This window comes from Syntrophomonas sp. UBA5494 (assembly GCF_002426325.1).
Genome location: NZ_DIPG01000071.1, coordinates 37361 through 40011, shown reverse-complemented (window position 1 = coordinate 40011; position 2651 = coordinate 37361). Strand labels below are relative to the sequence as shown.

The following is a 2651-nucleotide window of genomic DNA, read 5'->3' as shown; positions in this document are numbered from 1 at the left end:
AATTAAAGGCCAAAAAGGCCCCCAGGGCTAGAACGGGTCCGAAGCGAACCTCAGTCTTGCGGTCCGCCCCTTTGACAATTAAGAGATAAAGGGCGTATATCCCCCCGGTCAAGGATATTAAAACCAGGGCGGTCAAAGCCACGGGCCAGCCGCAGAATATACCGATGACAGCAGCCAGCTTGATATCGCCCCCTCCCAGGCCTCCGTTGGAAAGCAGGGCCAGGAGCAGGAAAAGGCCCCCCAGAACCAGCCCGCCTGAAAGGGCTGATACCAGGCCCCCGGAAAAAGCCGCCAGGATCAGTCCGGCAAAGATGCCTGGGAACGTGATCAGATCGGGGATGATCCCCAGGTCCAAATCGATAAAGGCGCAACATAAAAGCAGCAGGCTAAAGACCATTCCCATCAAGGCCATAACCGACAGGCCCCAGGTCATGTAAACCAGTAAGAACAACACCGCCGTAAGGGCTTCCACCAGGGGATAGCGGAGGCTGATACCTGTGCCGCAGTAGCGGCAGCGAGCCCTTAAAAATATGTAGCTGAACACCGGGAAGAGATCCCCGGCGTTCAGCGGATGCCCGCAGGAGGGGCACCGCGAAGCCGGGAAAACCACCGACTCCCCCCGGGGGAGGCGGTAAATGACCACATTGGCAAATGAGCCAAAGATTAGGCCGAGTGTGAAAACGGTTATGTTACAGATCAAATTCACTTCAATTTCATTCCATAATCAATCTTTTTGTCAGATCAAACAGTCCTCCTGATCTCAAAGAATAGCTCAACTATAATATTGATACTATTCTTATGGTTCCTCTGTTGCTCCATAAGTTGATATAGCTCTACCATTGTCTATGCTGTAAGTCCCAGGAGAAGTTGGCCATTCTTGGAGATAATCCTCGAGTAATTCTTTGGCCTCCGTTTCAGTAGCGTCATCGATTGTTTCATCAGGATTCTCAGCCAAATATTGGGCAATTGCTCCGTCGATTATACGGATATTGGAGGCATCGGCTTTCTCTCTTGCATTAGCCTGCACTCCGTTATACATTGGCACCGCAATGGCTACCAGTATGCCCAGGATGACTACGACCACCATGAGTTCAACCAGGGTGAAACCCTGCTGGTTCTGTGCTCTGCGCATTTTCTGTCTCAATTTCATCAACATCTCATAGACCTCCTCATTTTTCTGAGTTTAGAATCCGCTTCGATCCAAAATTAAGCCTCATCACCTCCTCTATTTTTCGCCCATGCGAACCTACTACCTGCTTTTACTAAACCAACTAGCTGCCTTATCATTGCATAGTCATTACAATGCTGAAGATGGGCAGGTAAATGGCCACTATGATGGACCCGATAAGTCCTCCCACGACGATGATCAGCAAAGGCTCCAGGGCCGAGGTCATGGACTCCACCGCGTATTTCACTTCACGGTCGTAGAACACCGCCATGCGCTCCAGCATGTCGTCCAAGGAGCCGGTCTCTTCCCCCACTGCGATCATATGGGTCACCATGGGTTCGAATACCCCGGTGTCCTTTAATGGGGCCGCTATTGACTGGCCTTCCTTGATGCTCATTCTGGCCCTGGCTATGGCGTTGCCGACGACTTTGTTGCCAACCGCGTCCTCTAGTACCTCCAAAGCCTGAACAATAGGGACCCCGGAGCCGATCAAGGCCCCCAGAGTGCGGGTAAAGCGGGACACCGCCACCCTATTTACGGTCTTGCCCACCAGGGGCATTTTGAGATAGAGGCGGTCGAAAAACAATCTGCCGCTGTCTTGGCGTCCCCACAACATCAACAGGGCAGACAAGAGCAAGAGGGCTATGATGAGCCACAGCCCGTAGCTGCCTAAAAATTCGCTGATGCCCATCATGAACTGTGTATAAGCGGGCAAGGCCTGGCCGGCCTGGCCGAAGCTCTTTACGAAGCTGGGCATGATATAGGTGAGCATGAAAACCACCACAACTGTGGCCAGAGTCAGGAGGATCACCGGGTATACCGAGGCCGAGCGCACCTTGTGCTTGATCTCGTCGTCCCGCTCCAGGTTGTCGGCCAGGCGCATCAGAACCTCGTCCAATACCCCGCCGGCCTCCCCGGACTTGACCATGTACACGAACATGGAGGGGAAGATGGCTTTATGCCTCCCTAAGGCCTCCCATAAAGCGGCCCCGGATTCCAGATCGGAGCTTACCGTCACCGAAGCTTTTCTCAAGTTGGGGTTCTGGGTCTGTTCCGCCAGTATGGCGAAGCAGCGGATGATGGGGATGCCGGCCCCGATCATGGTGGAAAGCTGCCGGGTGAAAGCCGCCAGGTCCCGGGTCTTGACCGGATTCAAGGCGTCCAGATTGACCTGGCGCCCCCGGGCGGCGGCCCGCCCCTTCTCTTCTCTGATATCGACGACTATGTAGTTCTGGTGCAAGAGATTCTGCACCACCAGGCTCTGGCTGTCGGCCTCCATATTGCCTTTGAAGATATTGCCCGCCATGTCCCGGGCCTGATAAGAATAGAGCATCGCTAATACCCTCCTCATTCCCGAGCGTTGTCTGCCCGCTCTGTCATTCATCTATCCCCCCGGTTTCATCAGGCCGCGGCCCCCCGGGGTCAACGGTCTTTCCCGGGTTAATCCCCCAGGTAGACCACTTTCATCACTTCTTCCAGGGAG

At 54.2% G+C, this 2651-nt stretch carries 3 protein-coding genes; all 3 read right to left on the bottom strand.

Features of this window, described 5'->3' with window-relative positions:
- The coding region (locus B3W37_RS08300) for a prepilin peptidase (protein WP_483175337.1) at window positions 1–706 on the bottom strand (706 nt) is incomplete at its 3' end.
- 90 nt (window positions 707–796) lie between these two features.
- On the bottom strand, window positions 797–1156 hold the full coding sequence (locus B3W37_RS08295; RefSeq protein ID WP_483175336.1) for a prepilin-type N-terminal cleavage/methylation domain-containing protein: 360 nt from the start codon (window positions 1154–1156) through the stop codon (window positions 797–799).
- A 127-nt stretch (window positions 1157–1283) separates the two neighbouring features.
- Window positions 1284–2501 (bottom strand): type II secretion system F family protein, encoded by a 1218-nt coding sequence (locus B3W37_RS08290; protein WP_483175335.1) that lies wholly within the window; start codon window positions 2499–2501, stop codon window positions 1284–1286.
- Window positions 2502–2651: the final 150 nt, after the last annotated feature.

Coding starts and splice junctions, on each gene's coding strand:
- B3W37_RS08295 (WP_483175336.1), bottom strand. CDS start 1,156: ATGTTGATGAAATTGAGACAGAAAATGCGCAGAGCACAGAACCAGCAG.
- B3W37_RS08290 (WP_483175335.1), bottom strand. CDS start 2,501: ATGCTCTATTCTTATCAGGCCCGGGACATGGCGGGCAATATCTTCAAA.